The 19,871-nt window shown below is 59.1% G+C and carries 17 protein-coding genes; 7 read left to right on the top strand and 10 right to left on the bottom strand.

The genetic code is table 11. The features are described 5' to 3' along the window. Nucleotides 1-100: 100 nt before the first annotated feature. From VK574_RS14300 to VK574_RS14290, 3 genes are all read right to left on the bottom strand, one after another. Nucleotides 101-1,228 (bottom strand): glycoside hydrolase family 5 protein, encoded by a 1,128-nt coding sequence (locus tag VK574_RS14300; protein ID WP_472800522.1) that lies wholly within the window; start codon nt 1,226-1,228, stop codon nt 101-103. A gap of 178 nt (nt 1,229-1,406) precedes the next feature. After that, on the bottom strand, nt 1,407-1,529 hold the full coding sequence (locus VK574_RS14295) for a hypothetical protein (RefSeq protein ID WP_472800521.1): 123 nt from the start codon (nt 1,527-1,529) through the stop codon (nt 1,407-1,409). Nucleotides 1,530-1,563: 34 nt separating this feature from the next. Continuing rightward, a complete protein-coding gene (locus VK574_RS14290) occupies nt 1,564-2,271 on the bottom strand; it encodes an energy transducer TonB (RefSeq protein ID WP_472800520.1) in 708 nt (235 codons plus the stop codon). A 424-nt stretch (nt 2,272-2,695) separates the two neighbouring features. Here VK574_RS14290 and VK574_RS14285 point away from each other — a divergent pair, with 424 nt between their 5' ends. Then, nucleotides 2,696-3,331 carry a hypothetical protein gene (locus VK574_RS14285; protein WP_472800519.1) on the top strand — a complete coding sequence of 212 codons (636 nt, stop codon included), beginning with the start codon at nt 2,696-2,698 and terminating at the stop codon, nt 3,329-3,331. Between the two features lie 112 nt (nt 3,332-3,443). Here the strand turns inward: VK574_RS14285 and VK574_RS14280 are convergent, their stop codons facing one another. After that, the gene (locus tag VK574_RS14280; protein ID WP_472800533.1) at nt 3,444-4,415 is read right to left on the bottom strand and encodes a M23 family metallopeptidase; all 972 of its coding nucleotides are present in this window, start codon (nt 4,413-4,415) and stop codon (nt 3,444-3,446) included. A 448-nt stretch (nt 4,416-4,863) separates the two neighbouring features. Between VK574_RS14280 and thiL the strand changes: the two genes are divergently transcribed. From thiL to VK574_RS14265, 3 genes are read left to right on the top strand one after another with little or no spacing between them, the layout of a single operon-like run. Next, a complete protein-coding gene (thiL, locus tag VK574_RS14275) occupies nt 4,864-5,847 on the top strand; it encodes a thiamine-phosphate kinase (protein ID WP_472800518.1) in 984 nt (327 codons plus the stop codon). Nucleotides 5,848-5,906: 59 nt separating this feature from the next. Next, nucleotides 5,907-7,457 (top strand): glutamate--tRNA ligase, encoded by a 1,551-nt coding sequence (gene gltX, locus VK574_RS14270; RefSeq protein WP_472800517.1) that lies wholly within the window; start codon nt 5,907-5,909, stop codon nt 7,455-7,457. A 6-nt stretch (nt 7,458-7,463) separates the two neighbouring features. Continuing rightward, a complete protein-coding gene (locus VK574_RS14265; protein ID WP_472800516.1) occupies nt 7,464-8,027 on the top strand; it encodes a hypothetical protein in 564 nt (187 codons plus the stop codon). Here VK574_RS14265 and VK574_RS14260 read toward each other — a convergent pair. The 4 genes from VK574_RS14260 to VK574_RS14245 all read right to left on the bottom strand — a co-directional run bounded on the left by VK574_RS14260 (nt 8,020) and on the right by VK574_RS14245 (nt 12,028). Beyond that, complete coding sequence (locus VK574_RS14260; RefSeq protein WP_472800515.1) at nt 8,020-9,204, bottom strand: glycosyltransferase; 1,185 nt, start codon at nt 9,202-9,204, stop codon at nt 8,020-8,022. The two genes, VK574_RS14265 and VK574_RS14260, sit on opposite strands and share 8 nt — an antisense overlap. Nucleotides 9,205-9,227: 23 nt before the next feature. After that, nucleotides 9,228-10,388, bottom strand: coding sequence for a hypothetical protein (locus VK574_RS14255; protein WP_472800514.1), 1,161 nt, complete (start codon nt 10,386-10,388; stop codon nt 9,228-9,230). Between the two features lie 188 nt (nt 10,389-10,576). Next, entirely contained in the window at nt 10,577-11,560 is a 984-nt protein-coding gene (locus VK574_RS14250; protein ID WP_472800532.1) for an LOG family protein, read from the bottom strand. A gap of 126 nt (nt 11,561-11,686) precedes the next feature. Further along, a complete protein-coding gene (locus VK574_RS14245; protein ID WP_472800513.1) occupies nt 11,687-12,028 on the bottom strand; it encodes a hypothetical protein in 342 nt (113 codons plus the stop codon). Between the two features lie 227 nt (nt 12,029-12,255). Here VK574_RS14245 and VK574_RS14240 point away from each other — a divergent pair, with 227 nt between their 5' ends. Continuing rightward, nucleotides 12,256-12,795 (top strand): hypothetical protein, encoded by a 540-nt coding sequence (locus VK574_RS14240; RefSeq protein WP_472800512.1) that lies wholly within the window; start codon nt 12,256-12,258, stop codon nt 12,793-12,795. A 231-nt stretch (nt 12,796-13,026) separates the two neighbouring features. Here VK574_RS14240 and VK574_RS14235 read toward each other — a convergent pair whose 3' ends face one another. Next, complete coding sequence (locus VK574_RS14235; RefSeq protein ID WP_472800511.1) at nt 13,027-13,911, bottom strand: ThuA domain-containing protein; 885 nt, start codon at nt 13,909-13,911, stop codon at nt 13,027-13,029. A 449-nt stretch (nt 13,912-14,360) separates the two neighbouring features. On the opposite strand from VK574_RS14235, the gene VK574_RS14230 reads away from it, so the two are divergent. Together VK574_RS14230 and ggt are read left to right on the top strand one after the other, a co-directional pair. After that, the gene (locus VK574_RS14230) at nt 14,361-16,157 is read left to right on the top strand and encodes a hypothetical protein (RefSeq protein WP_472800510.1); all 1,797 of its coding nucleotides are present in this window, start codon (nt 14,361-14,363) and stop codon (nt 16,155-16,157) included. Between the two features lie 105 nt (nt 16,158-16,262). Continuing rightward, nucleotides 16,263-18,074, top strand: a complete 1,812-nt coding sequence (gene ggt / locus VK574_RS14225; protein ID WP_472800509.1) for a gamma-glutamyltransferase — start codon at nt 16,263-16,265, stop codon at nt 18,072-18,074. A 23-nt stretch (nt 18,075-18,097) separates the two neighbouring features. Here ggt and VK574_RS14220 read toward each other — a convergent pair whose 3' ends face one another. Continuing rightward, the gene (locus VK574_RS14220; RefSeq protein WP_472800508.1) at nt 18,098-19,738 is read right to left on the bottom strand and encodes an ATP-binding protein; all 1,641 of its coding nucleotides are present in this window, start codon (nt 19,736-19,738) and stop codon (nt 18,098-18,100) included. Between the last annotated feature and the right edge of the window lie 133 nt (nt 19,739-19,871).

Genomic DNA, 19,871 nt, shown 5'->3' with positions numbered 1-19,871 from the left:
ACGGCCAGGCGTTGTCGAAGTTTACACGAATCCGCGCAATCGGCGTTATTCCGCACACTGCGGAATCAGAATGGTCGGCAATATTTTCCTTCTCCGCCTGCTATTTCTTCAGCCCCAAAGCTTCCACAGCTGCCGGATCCACCTTCGCCGGCTGGCCGTCCTGCTTCCACACCACGCCGAAGCCGCCACGATAATCCCACATCGTCCAGCCAATGCCGTCTGCTTCGAGCGCCGTGCGCACATCGCGAATCCAGTTCATGCGCGAAGCGGGATCGGTATGCTCGCGGTACGCGCCAAATTCGTTGCAGATCAGCGGAACGGTGTGCTCCTTGCCCCACGCAGCCGCCGCGTCTATCTGCAGCCGGATACGATGCGCATCCCAGTGGTCGAGCCAGTAGTGCTCAAGCGCGTAGCGATTCGCCGCATCCGGCACCTCGGCCAGCGATTTCTGCATGCTGTCCTCGGTCGCGGGATAAGGAATATCGTGCGTGTAGATCCACCAAACGCCGCCCCAGCCTGCGCCCTGGTGTGTGAACTCGTGCGGCTCATAGAAGTGGAAGTTGTAAATCACGTTGCCGTCGGGCAGAGGATGCTGCGTCAACAGGTCCGCAATCGACGACCAGTTCGGCCCGGTGGCAATGATGGTGTTCTTTGGCGCAGCGTCGCGAATGGCCTCCGCCGCGCGCGCCTGCACGCCCGCCCAGCGATACGGATCGCGCTCTTCCGGCTCATTCATGATCTCGAAAAAGATCAGGTCGGGATTGCGATCGGCATAATGCGCGGCCAGTTTGCGCCACAGCATCGCAAAGCGATCAACGCCGTCGCTGGTCGTGCTGACGCTCTTTTTGTAGTCGCTCTCCGGATGGATATCGATCTGTACAGCCATGCCCTTCGCGAGCATCTGGTCGACGGCGTGGTCCAGCCGGCCCAGAAAGCCCGTGCTATCCCTGCCGGAGAACGCTCGTGAGAGCGGCGCCGCATCGATGTTGAGCCTCACATTGTCGAATCCGATCTGCGCCATGAGCGCAATATCCGCGTCATCCGTATAGCTGTTCGTTTGCGCGGCAGAGTAGTTGCCGGTCTGCGCAAACCACTCCGACGCGTTGATGCCATGACGCAAATGCTGTGCACGGGCGAAGGCGGTCTTGACGTTAGCGCTGCGGTCTTGCGCGACAGCGGGCAATGCAACAACAAGCAAGGCAAACCAAAAACGAGAACGAAGCGACAAGGTTCATCTCCCAGGTTGAATGGTTGAAATCCAACAGGTAACCATACTACGTCTCCGCTCGGCTGGCGAAGATTCGGGGATAAGGAAGAGTTGCCCACCACAGGCTCGGAACCCCGAAATCAGAGCACCAGAAATAGCGGTGAGTTTGGGGTATACATGGCTTTTGATTCCGGAAGTGTCACATTCGGTCAAAGGGCGGGGAGTGCATGAAGTAGAACGCAAAAATGAATCCCAAGAGGAATAGGACTGCGCCCATCACCATGCCGAGTACAGCCGCGTCTGGCAGTTTCTGCTTACCCATTGTGACCCCTCAGATGCTATGTGCGACGGACCACCTATCGAAAAGCGACTTCGGCATTCATTAGAAACGGCACCGGTACTCCCTCAAGAGTTGCCGGTTTGAATCTCCATTTGCTCACCGCCGCAAGCGCGTTGTCGTCCATCCCTTTTCCAGCACGAACAAGGAGTCTCGCGTGCGTTGGCGAACCGTCTTCGTCGATTAGGACCTGAATCACCACATACCCGGCGTAGTGCCCCCGGCGTGCCTCGTCGGAAAGTTCCACCGGAGGTGTGCTAATTGGCACCGGGTTCGTCAGCGTCTTCAGACCTGCGGGCTTTTTCCATGGGGCCGAGCCTCCGCCCACTGGCACAGCAGGATGCCCGTCAATGAATGGCACCCACACCATGAATCGCGTAGGCACAGGTTTTCCCTTGAAAGTGCCCGGCTCAAACCGTGACTGTCGCACTGCCAGGATCGCCGCATCATCAAAAGGGCTTGCAACTCTATTCGCCACGGCGACCGTTTCCGGCACTCCGTCCGCTCCGGCTTCGACAAGTAGACCGCACACGGACTTCGATCCCTTCAATCGCGGATCATCGGATGCGATCGCCGGGACAGGATGGACGAGAGCCGCCGCCCATACGCCGTTCCCCGCGTAGACCCCGTTCTCGTCTGGCTGCGGCTTCCCAACCTGGCCAATACCAACCGCACAAAACGCAAGAGCGGCTGAGAGCAGTAGTGCCATTCTCATTTTTGTCGTCATGTTTACTTGATTCTCTTGGTACTTCGGTCTGTTCGTCGATTCGAATGACATCCTACGAACGACGGCATGACTCGGATGTGATTCTGAATACAACCTGTGTCATTCCCTCAGGGTGAAAACAGCCTCAAATACGCCCGAGGATCTGGCTTCCGGGAGTGTGACCGCCGATCTGATGTCATTAGCAGGTAGAAATGTCCGCCTTTGGTAGCAAGTGAAATGTCCGGTTGGTTCACGATACGCTCACCATCGCGGTTGAATGCCCGGCACGGGTGTTTGTGTGCCTCCTGTCACCGCCATACAAGTCGACTGCTATTAGTCTCCACGCATGAATCTCGGAACGGGAAGATCCATCGGGGACGCCACTATTCGCACGATTCATCTACACAATTCAAAGTCGAGGTCAATTTTCCGAAAGGCGAATCGCGTGCTTCGTTTCGCAGCTTCCGTAGCACTTCTGGCTTGCGTCAGCTTGGATTTTGCATGTTGCGTTTCTGCCCAACAGCCGTTTTCCGGAAGCATTGTAGGGCGCTGGCGCTCGTTGGAAACATCCAAAGGCGGACTAGGGGCAATAGTTGAGTTTCGCTCGGACGGCACCGCCGATTTCAGCCCGGGTGCCGTGGTGGAGGGGCCGTGGCGCATCGAGAATGGTCAACTTATATTGCCCCCCGCGACGGATCGCGGTGCTGAACGGAAAACAGATCTGAAATGGCTCGGCGGCAATAAACTCAGATTGGAAGACGAAGCTAGTGTCATTGAACTCACACGCGTCGGTGATCGTGTCGATGTCCGCAATCCTATAGTTGGCGAGTGGATTGAAAACCGGGATATGGCAGGGCGCAATTTAGTGGCTCACTGGTTGGTATACGACGGTGGGAAGATGCTGTTTGTCATGCCATTCGCGATTCATCACGGCTCATACACAGTCTCCGGTTCCGCGCTTCATTTCAGCTTTCCGACCTTTACTCCCACTCCCGGGAACTTCAGATTCAAGCTTGCAGATAATGTCTTGACTCTCTCTGCACCGAAAGGCGGAAATGAATCTCACTTGGCACGATACTAAGAAGACTTGAAGCCCCACAACAATCTTTTCGGCGTCGGACCCTGGCCGAACCTCGGGCAAAAACAAAAAGCGGCTCCGTGGGGAGCCGCTCATCGGTATCTGATCTGAAGGATTATTTACTCGCGATGCGCGTCGAGATATCGCTGCCCAGGGCCTGCTCGTACGTGCTCCGCAGATACTTGTGCGGATTGACGGGAACCTTGTGGATGCGCACTTCATAATGCAGGTGCGGTCCGGTGGCACGGCCCGTCTGGCCCACGTATCCGATGACTTGCCCCCGCATCACATGCTGGCCCGGCACGACAGAAACAGCCGAGAGATGCCCGTAGAGCGTGATGAGATCGTGGCCGTGATCGAGCACCACCTGGCGGCCATATCCGGCGCCCATATTCTCATTCAGGACGTCGCCATCGCCCGCGGCACGCACCGGCGTTCCGTAAGGCGCTTCAATATCGAGCCCGGGATGGAACGCCCCTTCTCCATTGATTGGATCCTCACGCTGGCCGAAGCTCGATCCGATACGGCCTTCGACGGGCCAGATGGAAGGCGCAGCGGCAAATTGCGTCCAGTCGCCTGTGAAACCGGGAGCAAGACCGCCTTCAAGTGCTCGCGTTACCTGGCCCGACATGGCCTGATCGCGCAATGAATAAAACTGCTCGAAGCTCATCTTCACATCCTGCGCGCTGACGTCGTCTTTCACCGCCAGGGTCGGAGGCGTGGGAGTGGCGGCGGCTGTAGCGGCCGAAGCCTTTGCAGGAATCACCTTGTGCTGGCGCAGGCCGTAGAGAGCGGTCACTTCGCTGGCTAGTGCTCCCAGCGAGGCGACCTGCACATCGCGATCGTGCGCGACCTGGGCAAGTTGCTTGTAGTCCTTGCGTAAATTCTGATTGTCTTGCCTGACCTGGTTGAAGCGCTCGGTCTTGAGCAGCATGCGCGTGTACGAGCCGGCCAGCCCAACAATGGTGAAAGCTCCCACCAGCGCGGCGGCAACAAATCCGTACACATAGCGCAGAGGAAGTGGAATCTTTCTAACCCGGCCATCTTCATCTCTGGCAACAAAAAGTATGTAATAGCGTTTTCGCAGCATGGTCCTGCTTTCAGATCAACAAATTTGCAAGGTTGCTACTTGCCGCGTAGCCAGTAACTCCTTACGAATGCAGGTGCTGGGGGGAGCCCCGCCCTATCTGTACACGCCCATGAAGAGGCGCCTATGGTTGAACGTTCGTATAGGCTAGCAGTGCCCCCCGCGCGGGGTCAAGAATTTGACGCGGAAATCCGGCTTGAAATTCGATTTAGGTCCAACTTCAGACTGGCCATAAGTAATGCTCTTTAGCAGTTTCGGAATTGGTGTAGACGGAATGTTTGCCCTTTAAGTGGCCCATCATCAAGAGAGAGTCCACCTTTCACTGCGCTCATAGAGTCTACATTTATTCCGAAACTGCCCTATTTCGCACGTTTCGTCGGCTTGCCATATTCTCAATAAGATGCGCGGCAAACAGGGTAAGTTGATCGCAAAGGACGGCCGAGGCGAGTTGGCGCTTCTTCAGCGGATCCGCCGGCAGGCAAACCGCCCTGCAACCGGCGAGTTGCGACTCGGGATCGGCGACGATTGCGCGCTTTTGCGGTTGAAGCCGGGCGAAGAAATGGCCGTAACCACCGATTTGTCCATCGCCGGGCGGCATTTTCACCTCGAATGGCACCCCCCGGAGGCTATCGGACACCGTACCCTGGCCCGGGGACTGAGCGATATTGCCGCCATGGGAGCCAGGCCCGTAGCTGCCTTTCTTTCCCTGGGTTTGCCCCGTGAACTGACCGTGGCTCGTGGTCGCAGCCCCTCCTGGGCCGACCGCTTTCTAGCAGGCTTTCTGGCTCTCGCCGACGTCTATCAAACTCCCCTTGCCGGAGGGGACTTGGCCGAATCGTCCCTCGCTGTTGCCGACATCGTGCTGCTGGGTGCCGTTCCGCAGAGAAAGGCTTTGCTGCGCTCCGGAGCGCAGCCCGGCGATCTCCTCTATGTCACCGGAGCCCTTGGCGGTTCGGCAGCAGGGCTCGCTCTCTTGCGCGAATGCGGAGCGCCGGTTTCGCGCGCGGCCGTGCACGCGCCAAAGGCAGACAATCCACTGGCGCCGCACCTGTGGCCGCAGCCGCGTATTGCACAAGGGCTGTGGCTGCGCCGCAACCGCGCACTGACCGCCGCGATCGACCTGAGCGACGGCTTGTCGACGGACCTCGATCATCTTTGCGCGGAGTCCGGCGTCACGGCAGTAATCGATGCTGCGGCGTTGCCCCTTCATCCAGGCGCAACGCTTGAGCAGGCATTGCATGGCGGCGAGGACTACGAACTCCTCTTCACAGCGCGCCCGAATGTCGTGCTTCCCCGCGGCATCGCCGGGGTCGCCGTCACGCAGATTGGAACTATTGCAAGGAGACGGAGCGGACAGCCCTCAGTTGTTTTGATCGACGAATCCGGCCTTCGCCGCCCCCTACTTCCCGGCGGCTGGCAGCATTTCTTCTGAGGGATATCCGCGGTGGCACGAGTCTTCTTAATCACTAACTTTCTTTGAGATAGCAGATTATGATCGAGAGTGTTATGGAGAGCGGAACCATACGCGTGCGCTTTGCGCCTTCCCCGACCGGCCTTCTGCATGTCGGCAATGCGCGAACCGCCCTCTTCAACTGGCTCTTCGCCAGGCGAATGGGGGGAAAGTTCGTTTTGCGCATCGAGGACACGGACCTCGAACGCTCGAAATCCGCCTACGAGAAGAAGTTGATCGAGGACCTCGTGTGGCTCGGCCTCACGTGGGATGAAGGCCCGAACGAAAACGATCCCGGCGAGACCGGAGACTTTGGCCCCTATCGCCAATCGAAGCGGATTGACCTCTATTCCTCGCACACCGCCCAGTTGCTGGCAGAGGGCAAGGCGTATCGCTGTTTCTGCTCGCCAGAAGAACTGGACGAGGAGCGCCGCCGTGCCGCTGACGAACATCGGCCGCAGATCTACAGCGGAAAATGCCGTAAGCTCTCCAAGCAGGAGATCAAGGAGAACCTGCTGCGGGGCAAGACCTATGCGGTGCGCCTCAAGATTCCCGATCACCCCATTAAGTTCCACGACATCGTGCGCGGCGACCTTGAGTTTGCCGCTGACACAATCAGCGATCCAATCCTGGTGCGCTCGGCCAAAGGTGGAACAGCGGGAGCGAGTCCTGGGGTGCCGGTCTACAACTACGTGGTCACGGTCGACGACGCGCTGATGGGCATCACCCACGTGATTCGGGGCGACGATCATATTTCCAATACCCCGAAGCAAGTCGCCATCTATGAAGCCCTCGGCTGGAAGGTGCCCGAGTTTGCGCATCTTTCTACCATTCTGGGCCCCGATCATGAGCGGCTCTCCAAACGCCACGGCGCCACCTCAATGTCGAGCTTCCGCGAGATGGGCTACCTCCCCGAAGCAATGGTCAACTATCTATCGCTGCTCGGCTGGGGTGCGGAAGACGGCAAAACCGAAACCTTCACCGCTGCCGAGCTCGTAAAGGCTTTCACTCTCCAGCGCGTGACGACGAGCCCCGCAATCTTCGACTTTGAAAAGCTCAACTGGATGAACCGGCACTACATGAAGGAGGCTCCGCCGGGCCGCCTCGCCTCCCTCTGCTGGGACTACTTCGGTGGCCTGCTTCCCGAGAAAGAGGAAGCCTCCGACGCTGTGCTCGTCTGGTTCTTCCATGTGATCGGCCTATTTGTTCCATCTGTCAGTCACCTTGACGAGATACCCGCGAAGGCTGCCTTCATCTTCCACATGGACCCCAACCTGGCGCGCACTGACCAGGAAAACGCGGAAGCGCTAGCTGCCGGCTCGGCACAAACCGTGCTCAACGAGCTCGCGAACCACGCAAGAGCTCACGCCGGCCCGGTTTCTGCCTCGGACTTCGCCGGGTGGATGAACCAGATTAAGGAAGCAGCCGGCGTCGAGGGAAATGAACTCTTCCATCCCATCCGCATCGCGTTGACCGGCACGCACTCCGGACCTGAATTCGAAAAGCTGATTCCCCTCATCGAGCAGGGCGTGGAACTGAATCTTGGCATCCCCAGCGTACGCGAGCGCCTCGACGCGTTCATCGGGGTTTGAGCAGCGGTGAATGCGCTGCTTGACTTCACCTTCCCCTGCGCATGGAAAGCAGAGATTCTGCCTGCTCGCCCGGTGATTCTGCCCGCACGTCACTTCGTCTATCCACGCGACGTGGAAGAAGTGGAACGCGGCGCGCTTGAGGTACTGGTGCGGACGGATGAGCCCGGCACGTCGCCGTTTCTGGCTACCTGCGCCCTCGGGTTTCGCGATCCAGTAGTTCCCACCGGTGTATGGTCTGCGCCGAATCCGCAGGAACTGTGCGCCGTTGCAGGTGGATATACGTACATCATCGATACATCAGCGCCGGAACGCTTCACCATGCTGCCCTATCGCCCGGTGCTCGAGGTGCGTCCAGTTGTCGATCAGCGCCTGCTGCTCTTCGTCGGGCACCGCGGAATCCTGGCGTGGGGTGTGGCCGGCGAGGCGTGGGAGACGAAGAAGTTGTCGGACGAGGGTGTGACAATCACCAGCATTGAAGGCGGAATGTTGCGCGGCCTGGGCTGGAACCTGATCACCGACAAGGAAACTCCGTTCACACTGGATTTGCAGAGCGGCGAGCAAGTCAGGTAAGAATTCGGGTGCCGGCGCAGATAGACTCGTACGCCGCGTACACATCTTCAAAGACCGAATCCCAACTGGCCGTAAGTGCGTAAGCACGTGCTTCGCGACGCATCTTCGCGTGCAAATTCGGGTCCTTCAAAATTCCGGCTATGGCGCTAGCGAACTCGCCGTCTGGCACGATCCGGCCAGTCAGTCCGTCGCGCACAATCGTGCATGGGCCTCCATCGGGAGTGACGACTGCAGGAACACCGCTCGAGAGCGCTTCGAGCACGACGTTGCCGAAGGTGTCGGTATGCGAAGGAAAGATGAAGAGGTCCATGTTGGCATAGGCCGCAGCCAGCGCCTCTCCCCTCAGGACTCCCGTAAACTCCGCGCGCGGCAGATGCTCGCGCAGCCACGGTTCCTCGGCGCCGTGACCGACGATGAGAAAGCGGAATGCGTCGAATCCCAGCTGCTCCAGTTCGCGCTGCACCTCCGCCAGAAGAGTCACATTCTTCTCCACTGAAAGCCGCCCCACAAAGCCCAGCACAAATTCGCGATCATCTTCGCGACGGCTCCGCTTCTGCGGATGAAACAGCGCGGAATCAACGCCACGAGGCATCAGATGGCACGGGCGTTCCGTCGCTTCTTCGAGGATCCGGCATAGTTCAAGATTTGGCGCGAAAAGCACATCCGCATTCGAGTAGAAGCCGGTGGCAACGGCTAATGCGAGATCTTCGATGGTCTGGCCCGCTGCTGCCGAATGCGGCAGCATCCGCAGCAGCGGGTCGGACCGCCGCGCCGCATATTCGTGCACGTTGGTATGCCAACTCGCGGCCAGGGGTAGGTTGGTATGGCGCGCAATGGCAACACCAAGAAAGCCGATTTCGCTGGGGCCCGTGATGTGGATGACATCTGGCTCGAACCTCGCTAGAACATCCTCGATGACCGGCAGGTGGCGCAGATAGGCCGGATCAAAGCTCAGATCCTTTTCGAGCGGGATGGAGAGAGCGCCCCGCGGCAACTCCAGCGTCCAGAGATTGCCCTCTTCTACCAACACCTGCTTGCGACGCCCCGCGCGCACGCAGAGAAACGGTGCATCGTGACGCCGTGCAAAGGCCTCAAAGTGGCGGCTGGTGTGGGCCACCCCATTGATCTCGTGGAATGAGTCGGGAAAATACGCAACACGCGGCGAGTGAGTCTTCATGGATTCCTGCTCGAGGATGACGATCAGCCCTCTTGCTCGCCAAGGGCAAGACGTCGTTGACCGTCGTCGTTCCACGCAATGCGCAGACCGCCGGATACTGGTCCCTTGCCGAGTATCTGCACAGCTTTGATAACCCACTGGATGGAAAACGGCACGCGCCCGTTCGGCCAGATTTCGCGGAGGGGCCGAACCACGCCATTCGCATCGGGATGATAAGCGCGCTCATCCCAGGTGCGCGAACCCTGGGGAAAATCTGGATAATCGCGGATTGCATCGAGCGTGGATTGCAGCAGGCGGTGCTTCCACGGCTGCGCATATTGCGGCATGAATAGCACGTGGCTCACCCTCTCACGGCGAATCTCGTGCACGAACTCCGTAAAGCTCACTGCGTTGGTCAGATTGATGTTGGCGTTGGCCTCTACGCCATGCCGGTCGCCGCCGCTGATCAGCAGCATGTTCCATTGCTGTGCAAGCCGGCGGGTAGCTCGATTCTCTTCCCAGTTGCGCAACCCATTCAGTTCGAGGGCATGCATCAGTCCGCCATATTTCTGCAGGAATTCGTTCACCAGGAAGCCGTGTTTCTCTTCGCCAACAAGGAAGAGATCCCACAGGGGATGATTGAAGACGAGCAGGACGTCGGGCTCATCATTGAGCGCCACCAGGATATCTTTGAGCCTCTCCTCTTTCGGGCTGGCCGTGTAAGCGGCCAGCGTGCGCATCCACTCCTTCGCACGGCCTGATGGCAGGTTGTGCACGCCAAGATGGAAATCCTGTACACCCCCGTAGGGCACGCTCCACTCCACCGAAACTGGAATTCGGCGCGCACTGGGGATGGTGCGGAGCAGCATGGGAGCTGCGATCGTGTCATGGTCGGTAATCGAAACCATTGAGTGCAGCTCAAGGTTCTCGATCTGTCCGCTTTCCAGATCGAACGCAAGCTTCGGCGTCATCGGCGGGGTCCAGTAGCTTGCCGCGTAATTCACCCGAACGCCATGCATGGCCTCGGCTCGGCTCTCGAGGCGAGCAAGCAGAGGGCGGATCGCAGCATACCTGCTGCCCAGGTTCGCCAGAAAATCCAGCGTCTCTTTCGATTGGTTGGTATGGCTGTGCAACGAAACGCCGGTACGGAACCCCTTCGGTGCATCCTGGTCGCGCCACAGGTACGAAACGGTCGATGTGGCCATTTCTCCTCCTCATTCGCGATGGTGCGCTGGATTCTTACACCCAAGTATCGTTTTTTCGCTGTCAATGGGAGGTTAAGGGGTGAACAATTGCACTTCAATTAGTGCACTGTACCAGCGCAGTAACGGAGCACGGAGTTCACTCCAAGCGCTTGATAAGCAACTAGTTGTTTGCAGGATTGAGACTCTCGTTACTTATTCGTCTTGGCCAGTTCGGGGCCCAGAAAATCTTCGAAAGTTGTCTTGTGCATCTGTTCCTGCGGCGCCTGGGTGGCGGCGGCATTGGCTTCAGGGATGAGGTAGTTTTCCGTCAACCCGTCACGCAGCAACTCGAAGGCTTCCTCCGGAGTGTCCGCGTATTTGAACAGATCAAGATCCTTCGGCGAGATGGCGCCGGTATCTGAAAGCGTATCGAGGTTAAAGACCTTCTTCCAGTAATCCGATCCATAGACCACGACTGTGATTTTCTTGGCCAGCTTCTGCGTCTGCGCCAGCGTAAGAATCTCGAACATCTCGTCGAGCGTGCCGAATCCGCCGGGAAAGACAACCAGCGCCTTCGCCAGGTACGCAAACCACAGCTTGCGCATGAAAAAGTAGTGGAACTCGAAGTTGAGCGCAGGCGTGATGTAAGGATTTGGCGATTGCTCGAAGGGCAGCCGGATGTTCATGCCAATGGTCTTGCCGCCAGCCTCATACGCGCCGCGATTGGCCGCCTCCATAATTCCGGGACCACCCCCCGAAGTAACCACAAAGCGGCTCCGCCGCGAAGGAATCTTCGCCGCCCAGCGCGTGAGCATCTGCGCCAGCCGGCGTGCGTCTTCGTAGTAGCGAGCCATGGCCACGGCCGCCACTGCGCGCTTCCGCTGCAGATCCGTCGCTTTGCCCGCGGCGATATCCGGCACGCTGGCAGGCTGTTCTTCACTGGGAGCCGGGTTTCGCGAACCTGTATTGTCGAGCAGTTCGAGCGCATGGTCAGCCTCTTCCCGTCCGCGAAAACGCGCCGAGCCGAAGAAAACCACTGTGTCCTGGATGCGCTCGTGACGGAATCGCGCCAGCGGCTCCATATATTCGGCTACGATCCGCATCAGGCGCCCATCCGGGCCATTCAGAAACGCGGAATTCTCATAGGCCAGTGGCGCCGAGCCAAGCGGCGGTGGCCCCTCGTGCGCATCCATATCGTCCACGGGCACGGCTGTTTCGTCGCTGGATGCTGTCTTGCCGGCTTCGGCCGCAGTGCCTGTACTGGCCTTTGCCTTGTTCGAGTCCTCTGCCACCTGTTTGTTTTCTTCCGCGCTCATGCCTTACTCATTTCGATGCCGGATGGCGTCCTGCACGGCGATCCAGATATTGAGCAATCCCAATCCTGAAATCAGGCCGCGCACTCCGCCGTTGGCCGCGTAAATCGACAGCGTGGGAAACTGCACAAAGATTGGATTCTGATCCCAGAAAAGTTGCGACCACGGAGCATAGCAGATGGCTAACCCGATGTACATCCTCAGCAGAACGCGCAGATACAGCTCAGTGCGCACCAGCCAGTGAGGAATGCGCTGCTTGGTATCAAATTCCGCTGCCGGCTGCAGGACATTCGGGTCCGGTGTAGGACGGATCAAGTTTTCGGGGGTCGGCGCTGGGTTAGGAGTCATGCTGATTAATATGAATTCCGGCTGGTTCGACATTCTCCAGAGCCTGTGAAGCTGCCCCCGAATTTCTGCCGCTTCACCAGCTCAGGGACGCCGTATTCAAACGGTAACACAGTGGCCGGACCGACCCCGGCACCCCCGCTTGGCAGCTTCGATCTGAAGATTGCGTTCTCCGTCGCCCGGGGGTATTTTGTTTGTGTATGCGGGGTTCCAGTACCCAGGAGTCTGCCATGAAAACAGCCGTCGCCGCCGTTCTTCTGCTCCTTAGTAGCATCTCGCTCGTCGCGCAAAATGCAGCCAGGCCCGAGGACCAGGTCCTCTTACTCAAGGCCTCACAAATGGCCAATGGCTGCCCCATCGGCATGATCGCAAATCAGGGTGTCTGGGACCATACCCTGAGGGTTCGTCAGGGACAGCGGGAGAAGGCTCAGCCCTTCGGTCAGCGGATACTCCTCACGTTGAGCGATGCCAACTCTGCCACGATTATTGCTGCCACCGTGAGAGTAAACGGGCTTACGGGAAAAAACCGCGTGGTTCAGACCGCTCCTGGAGCTGCTGCCGCCGGGGAAGCAACAAAAACCATCAAGGTCAACTTTGCCGTGAGCCAAAAGGGCGGCGTTACCGGCGATCTCTACATTCCCGGTTTCACCGCGGTGAACTCCATCGAGTTGATTCAAGTCTCCTACGAGGATGGCCGCGTGTGGAGAATCGGCGCTGACAGTGTCTGCCGCGTCACACCCGATCCGATGATGCTGATCGCCAATCACTGAGAGGCCGGGTGGCCCGGGTTCGGTGGTCTTTCTAGATCAGACGAGGGTGCCCCCGGTCCCTCGCATTTGGGGACCGGGGATATCAACACGATGCAAGCGCGGATGGTAGCCAGAAGGCGAAACTTTGCAACAGTGGCAGTGTCACCCAATGCGGAAATTTCGGACCCAGAAACTGTTCTTGCCGCCTGTAGCTGAAAACAGTTGCGATTACTGAGACACTACACCAGGAATTCAGGGAGTCGCACTCGCCGCCGGCTTGGCATGGGACTCTGTGCTTCCCTCTGTCATCCCCAGCGCCCACTTGATCGCTTCGAAATACATGGTGCGGATGTCCGGATCCTGCCACGCCTCCTCAGTATGTCCCAGCGTTGAATAAAAGACGCGTCCCTTGCCGTACATCTTGCTCCATGCCACCGCAAAATCATGATCGGTGCGGTGGATGCGCGGATTGTTGCTGTAATCGAGCCGCGAGGCATCGAGGCTCAGCAGCACGTTCACCTTGTCCCGCGACCAGGCCTTCGGCTGGTAAATCTCGTCGAACTTCACAAACTCCTTCGGGAAGTGGCGCACCGCCGGAAAATCCGGCGCCTCGTTGAGGATCGGCGCAGTGAACGTCATCCATGGGTGCTGATCAAACCAGCCGCCAATCATCTCGCCATACTCCGGCCAGTTGTAATTCGTATCGAGCGCAGCGTGAATGCCGACGAATCCCTTGCCGTCATCGTGGATGAACTCCATCATGTCGCGCTTCTGGTCGGCATCCATGTCCAGTTCACCGGTGGTGCTGGCAAAGACAATCAGATCGAAGTAACTCAGGTTCTTCGCGTTCCTGCCCAGTTCCTTCTTCGTCAGGAGTTCACTGTCCGTCCGTAGTGTTGCATCCCACAACCCGCTCTGCTGACCCATGTTGTAGATGGCAACCATGGCCGCCGTGACCGAGTCGTGTTCGAAGCCCTTGGTTTGTCCGATCACCAGCACGTGCTTCACGTGCACCTGCTTGTCATGCGGCGCGGGCGGAAGCGCGCCCTGCGCATACAACGACGTCGCGCCTGCCAAAACAAACAGCGCACCAAAAATCAAGAACGACCTGACCACACCAGAATGGGATACGCGCACGCGACTCCACCTCCGCAGGCAATTATCAGGCAGCGAACCGGGGCGGCGCAGTTTACTCGTGCGCTCCGTGCTTCTTGAGCAAATCGGCCCACTTGTGATCGTCCATCTGCAACGCATACGTCAGGGTGAATGCAGCCCCTGGTCCATTGCATTTACGTCGGTGCCCGGTCCACCAGGACCTGAATGATGCTGCCATACTGCAGGAGTTCCCAAACGATAAATTGGCTGAATGAATGAGCTATTCGAGCAGCCGCGAGCCCGCTATGTGAGTCGTCCGTCACGCAGTGATCGCAAATGAGGCCGAACCGTGAAACCGGCCCGCCTGCACACCCAAAGTAATGTGACATAGGTGTTACCAAAGTCTCACCACAGCTTAATTCTGGTACCCAAATCGCGATACGATGTTTCGAAGCCGCAGAATCCTTTCCTTAGTGAGATGGAGCCAAGCCGTGAATGCTTCTCAAGACACGAAAGTAGGGCCCAGCGTAGTTGCCGAGACGCTGCGCAGCCTTTCCGAGCAGGCGAAAGTCTGCCACGAAAAAATTGATTTAGCCGAAGCAGGTCAAAGCTTTAGTCGGGCCGATGTGCTCGCCGAAGTCGGCAAGCTGCTCGATGCATGCCAGAACCTCCGTGACGCAATCCTCTCAGAAGATGGTGGGGCGAACTGGACGACAAAGAGCGAATTGAGCGCGCTGGTCCAGCGGCTTGACGACGTTGCCGCCAAAAGACGCCGCTATCTCGATCTGGCCCAGGTACTGGCGACGGGAACCATCACGCACAGGCGCGAGCGCACACGCCTTGAGCGTTTGACGCTGCGCGACAAGGCTGTCGCCGAGCTGATGGAGATCTCTGAGCAGCCCACGCCGCCAGAGCTTCCCGGTCCGTCCGCCGAGAGCTGGCTCGAATGGGCTTGCAGCCTTGAAGACGACACCAACGAAATCGAACTCCACAAGCTCAAGAATGGCTTCCCGCGGCTCGATGACTTTGTTCGCCAGTTGGAGATCGATTGGTGGCACGAAGGCCCGGCGCCCGAAAAGGCCGAGAAGCGCAAGTCCGCTCTTGCAGTTCTGGCCGCGATAAGCGGTTCGCATTCCAATGGCAATCGCAATGGTGCTCTCAAGCAGCCTGTAGTTGAACAAGAGCCGGTCGCACTGGCTCCTGCTGATGCGCCCGCTCCCGCTGAGTCTGCGACAGTCGTCGAGCCTGAAACAGCCGTCGAAGCAGCTCCGGTTGCAGGGGCGGCTCCCATCGCATTCAGTGACGATATCCCGGCCGATGCACCCGTTCTCAATTCAGCTTCCGTCGAAGCCCCATCAGACGAAGAGGCCGTCGAACTCCCGCTTGAGTCGCTCAATCCCAACCGGAATGGCGTCATTTCGTTTTTTCCCTGGGAGCAGGTTGACCAATTCACGCGCCGCATCGAAACAGCGGATGTCGTCCGGAAGGACGCGCGCACGATTCGCGCACTGCTCGCAGTCTCGCACTGGATCGAGCCGCGCGATCAGAACCCGATGACCCATGCCAAGTGCGGCATTCGCGCACTCACCGGCTACCCCATCACCTCTGAACCAACGTATGTTTCTCCCAGCGATGTCATGCAGTTCATCGCACAGGATGACGGCCTGCCGCTTCTCACCGGCGGAGCCGACCTCCTCCGCTGGGGATTGCTGCAGCCGTCTGAACGAAACTTCCAGGGCGTTGCCGCAGTGCGGCGCTTCACGCCCGATCATCTCAAAGCGTGGTTCAGCGAAGTCTTTCGCATCGCGCTTTCTGACAAGCAAATTGACGACATCTATAACCTGACGTCCGGCATTCCTTACCTGATCGGACAATTGCACAGGCTTATCATCCCCATGCCCGACGATCCGCCGACCTGGCTTGGATTGGCGCGCTGGATGGACATTAAGGCGCAATTCGAAAAGCAGATGCCGGAATTTACGCACGATCTCAAGAAGGGAGCGCCGGTGGTGCGGTTGACCGACCGTGAACTCTCCTTGCTCAACATGGTGGTGATCGTCAGCGCGGACTCGACACGCGAAACCATCGTTGCCAACCTCTCGGAAAACTGGGAGAAATATCAACACCCTGAGTACCGCGCCATGAGCTCCCGCGACGAAGTCAGCCTCGCGGTTCTGATGGAACTCGGGCTCCTACCGAGGCTCAACGCAACGGGCGGCGTGCCTTCCAAGGCCCTGGTGCCGGTGAAGCAAGACGACGCAATCCGGAAGATCGCCGAACATCTTTAGGGGCACGATTCAACCTCCAAGCATCTATGGGGCAGACACGCAGTAAGCGTTCTGCCCGTTTTCTTTTCCGTCAGGTGGCCCGCTCACAGCCCGGGTGCCTCATTCATGCGATTAGCTCGAGTGCGCGGCGTTATCCTGTCCAAAGCCATGCAATCCCTGTATCGCTTCCCCGCCACCGCCGTCTTTCTCGGATCGCTGTGTTCTCTCCTGGCTCTTCCCACCGCCTCCACCGCGCAGGAGGGCACGGCCAATGCCCTCTCTTATCGCGGCGAGCAACCAGTTCGAGCGCAACACGGCATGGTGGTCAGTGTGCATCACCTCGCCTCTGACACGGGCGTGCAGATCCTTCAGCAGGGAGGCAATGCGGTCGACGCCGCCGTGGCCACCGGATTTGCGCTGGCTGTCGTGCATCCCATTGCCGGCAACCTCGGCGGCGGAGGCTTCCTCCTGCTGCGCACCCACGACGGCAACGCAACCTTTATCGACTTCCGCGAGAAAGCTCCACTGGCCGCAACCGAAGCGATGTATCAGGACGCGCACGGCAATATCATTCCTGGCGCCAGCGTCATCGGCTACCGCTCCATCGCAACCCCGGGCTCCGTCGCCGGACTGGTGTACTCGGAAAAGAAGTACGGAAAGCTTGGCCTGAAGCGCGTAATGGCCCCAGCCATCAAACTCGCGCGCGACGGCTTCTCGCTTACCCCCGAAGAAGCGCACGAGCTGACCGACCACGATCTGGCCCGCTTCCCTGAATCGCGCGCTCTGTTTCAGCGCGGTGGCACCTACTACCGCGCCGGCGAAACCTTCCAGCAGCCCGACCTGGCGCGCACGCTCGAGCGGATCGCCGCCGACCCCGACGATTTCTATCACGGCAAGATGGCACATGAGCTCGTCGACGAACTCAAAAAGGGTGGCGCGCTCATCACGCTCGACGATCTCGCGCAATACACCGTGGTCGAGCGCAAGCCCATCATCGGCACATTTCACAATTACACCATCATCAGCGCGCCACCTCCCTCTTCTGGCGGAGTCGTGCTCGTGAGCGCGCTAAATATCCTCGAAAGCTACGACCTGGCCAGCCTCGGCGATCGCTCTGCCGACTGGATACACATGGCCACCGAAGCGTATCGTCGCGCCTACATGGACCGCTCCGACTACCTCGGCGATCCCGACTACAACCACATCCCCGTCGCCGAACTCACCGCGAAGAAGTACGCCGAAGCATGGCGCACAAACATCCTGCCAGACAAAGCCAGCCCCAGCGCCGACCTCAAGCGCCCCGAAGGCTTTCTGCCTCCCGCCCCAACCACCGCCGGTCAGCGTCACGAATCGCCCGACACCACGCATTATTCCGTTGTAGATGCGGAAGGAAACGCCGTCTCCGTCACCACAACCCTGAACAACAGCTTCGGCTCCCACGTGACGTCTGAGTCGCTCGGCTTCTTGCTTAACGACGAAATGGATGACTTTGCTTCAAAGATGGGCGTACCCAACATGTTCGGCCTGATCCAGGGGCCCGCAAACGCCATTGCGCCCGGCAAGCGCCCACTCAGTTCGATGACACCAACCATCGTGCTCGAAGACGGCGAGCTCCGTTACGTGCTTGGCTCACCCGGCGGAGCCCGCATCATCACCACCGTCGGGAACATTTTTCTATCTGCTGCCGAAGGCGGCCTCAATATCCAGGAGGCCGTGGACGCTCCGCGCTTTCATCATCAGGATCTGCCCGACCAACTCTACCTCGAGCCGGGATTCAACCCCGACGTCCTCGGCAAACTCAAGGCGATGGGCTACACGCTGTCCATAAGGGATGGACACTGGTCGAATGGAGAATGCATTGCCGTCGATCCCAAAACCGGCGAACTCTCCGGCGGGCAGGATCACCGCAGCCACTACGGCAAAGCGTCAGGCTACTAACGCCTGCCAGGCTATAGCAAGATTCACGCGTAGTGATGTTGCAAAAATGGCCCGGACACGCAGGTTTCCGAGCTCGCTTCAGTAGGCTCTCCCGTTGCGGTGCCCGCTGCATCGTCACTCGATGGCCGCTCTTCCGCGGTCTCGCCGAAGGGCAGAAATACTGAAAACGCCGTGCCGCTCGATCCCTCCCGCTGCGAACTCCTCACGCGCACGCTTCCTTTATGCCGCTCCAGCAACTGCGCCACCACCCACAATCCAAGCCCCGTTCCGGTCTCGGTCTTGGTCGTGAAAAAGGGCTCGAAAATGCGTCCGAAATTCGAGCGATCGATTCCCGCGCCCGTGTCGCAGATCGTCACGCGCATCCCTTGCGTGATCCGATCCCGCCAGTCGCGCGAAGGCCGGATGCGAATCACAAGCCGGTCATTTTGATCCATGGCTTCAATTGCGTTGGCAACCAGGTTCGCAAAAATCTGCTGCGTCTCACTCAGCATGCAGCTGATCGGGCGTTCCCGATATACCTTCGTCTCGACGTCGATCTCCATCGCCTGCAACTTCCCGCGGAACACCGCCAGCACCGATTCCATCACCTCGCTCAGCAGGGTGTCCTTCGGCGTCCCGATCTCGCGGTGAAACTTCAGCGTCGATTGCGCCACCAGCGCGATCCGCATCAGCTCATCGAGGGCGCTAGACGCCTGCATCCGCGCATCCTCGAGCGAGTCCGTCATGGAAATCAGGTAGAGCATGTTCGCCACGGCTTCCATCGGATTGTTGATCTCGTGCGCCACCGAGGCCGCCAGCCGTCCCGCCACCGCAAGCTTCTCCGCGCGCAGCAGCGCCTCATCCGCCTGCTTCCGACGCGTGATATCGGCCATCACGCCGAAAATGCGCGTCACCTTGCCCTGCGCATCCATCTCGCTCTTCCCTTGCGATTCCAACCAATGCAGGGAACCGTCCGGCCAGCGAACGCGATACTGCATACGGTAGTCGGCGCCTTCGGTCCGCACCTTCGCAAATGCCTCATCCAGCGCGGGAACGTCTTCCGGAACGACAAACCTCAACCACGCCTCAGGCTCCGAGCCGAATGCGCCGGGTTCGCACCCCACCATGCGGTAGACCTCGTCCGAGCGATGGACAACTTCCTTGTCCACGTCCCACACCCAAAGCCCCATCCCGCTGGCTTTCAAGGCAACCTGCAACACGTTGTCCCGATAGCGCAACTCCTCGCCTGCGCGGGCGCGCTCTTCGGCCAGTTGCCGTTCCGATTCGGCCAGTTCAAGTCGCCGTTTCAGTTCCTGACCTGCCAGTTCGGCCTTCTGCTGTGCCAGTCGCCGCACTGACCAGCCAAGCAGCAACGTCACTACCAAGAACATTCCCATGCGCAGTTCCTGCGAGACGTTTCCGGTTGAGAATCGAAACTGTGAACGGGTCAGAAACGCATCCACCAGCGCCACATCCATCAGCGCACACCCGGTAGCGCCCCACATGCCCAGGAACCACGCCGCAAGAATCACCGTCGGAAACGAAAGCAGCAGCGGAAAGGAGCGAAGCGGCGCAATGCTTGAGGTGATCTCGATCGCTCCGCAGGCCAGCAGGCAGCCCAACGGGAAACGCACGAACCACGGCAGCCGGCCCATCCTCTCGGAACTGGGAAAGCTAATTGCCATGCACACAGCCTCCGCAACCACGCTCGTGAGTCTCGCTGCCCGGCAATCTCAGATGTTCTCTCACTCAGCCCGCTTGCGCGCAACACGCGAAGGAGCTTCGTAACTGAGGCTCTATTTGGCAGGGGCCCAGGGG

It is taken from the genome of Occallatibacter sp., assembly GCF_035317045.1.
GTDB lineage: Bacteria > Acidobacteriota > Terriglobia > Terriglobales > Acidobacteriaceae > Telmatobacter.
The sequence above is the reverse complement of the archived record's forward strand: the minus strand, read 5'-3'. Positions and strand labels throughout refer to the sequence as shown.

Bases quoted from the DNA above. Each gene is read 5' to 3' on its own strand.
- VK574_RS14295 (WP_472800521.1), bottom strand. From the start codon at position 1,529: ATGGGTAAGCAGAAACTGCCAGACGCGGCTGTACTCGGCATGGTGATG.
- VK574_RS14290 (WP_472800520.1), bottom strand. From the start codon at position 2,271: ATGACGACAAAAATGAGAATGGCACTACTGCTCTCAGCCGCTCTTGCG.
- gltX (WP_472800517.1), top strand. From the start codon at position 5,907: ATGATCGAGAGTGTTATGGAGAGCGGAACCATACGCGTGCGCTTTGCG.
- VK574_RS14260 (WP_472800515.1), bottom strand. From the start codon at position 9,204: ATGAAGACTCACTCGCCGCGTGTTGCGTATTTTCCCGACTCATTCCAC.
- VK574_RS14255 (WP_472800514.1), bottom strand. From the start codon at position 10,388: ATGGCCACATCGACCGTTTCGTACCTGTGGCGCGACCAGGATGCACCG.
- VK574_RS14250 (WP_472800532.1), bottom strand. From the start codon at position 11,560: ATGGATGCGCACGAGGGGCCACCGCCGCTTGGCTCGGCGCCACTGGCC.
- VK574_RS14245 (WP_472800513.1), bottom strand. From the start codon at position 12,028: ATGACTCCTAACCCAGCGCCGACCCCCGAAAACTTGATCCGTCCTACA.
- VK574_RS14240 (WP_472800512.1), top strand. From the start codon at position 12,256: ATGAAAACAGCCGTCGCCGCCGTTCTTCTGCTCCTTAGTAGCATCTCG.
- ggt (WP_472800509.1), top strand. From the start codon at position 16,263: ATGCGATTAGCTCGAGTGCGCGGCGTTATCCTGTCCAAAGCCATGCAA.
- VK574_RS14220 (WP_472800508.1), bottom strand. From the start codon at position 19,738: ATGGCAATTAGCTTTCCCAGTTCCGAGAGGATGGGCCGGCTGCCGTGG.